The organism is Ochrobactrum sp. SFR4, from assembly GCF_019730395.1.
Classification (GTDB): domain Bacteria; phylum Pseudomonadota; class Alphaproteobacteria; order Rhizobiales; family Rhizobiaceae; genus Pseudochrobactrum.
In genome coordinates this window covers 1-263 of record NZ_JAAPBB010000909.1, presented here as the reverse complement: position 1 = coordinate 263, position 263 = coordinate 1, and the positions used below count along the sequence as shown (strand labels likewise).

The following is a 263-nucleotide window of genomic DNA, read 5'->3' as shown; positions in this document are numbered from 1 at the left end:
AAATTCGGGATGGAGACGATCGCGCGCTCGCCGATGCGCAGCAATTCGCTCAGCACTTTTTTCGGATTGAGCGTAGCCTGCAAAGTCTGTGACAGCACCACATAGTCAAAACTGGAATCCGGATAATAGACCAGATCACGATCGGCATCACCTTGGATCACCGACAGGCCGCGCATCAGGCACTGGTTCACACCGCTTTGCGACAGTTCAACACCGCGCCCGTCGACATTTCGTGTATCGCGCAGCAATTGCAGCAATTCGCC

At 54.8% G+C, this 263-nt stretch carries 1 protein-coding gene; it reads right to left on the bottom strand.

The features are described 5' to 3' along the window. Window positions 1-263, bottom strand: a 263-nt coding sequence (locus tag HBA93_RS21735) for a methionine biosynthesis protein MetW (RefSeq protein ID WP_221724633.1), incomplete at both ends; no start/stop codon positions are given.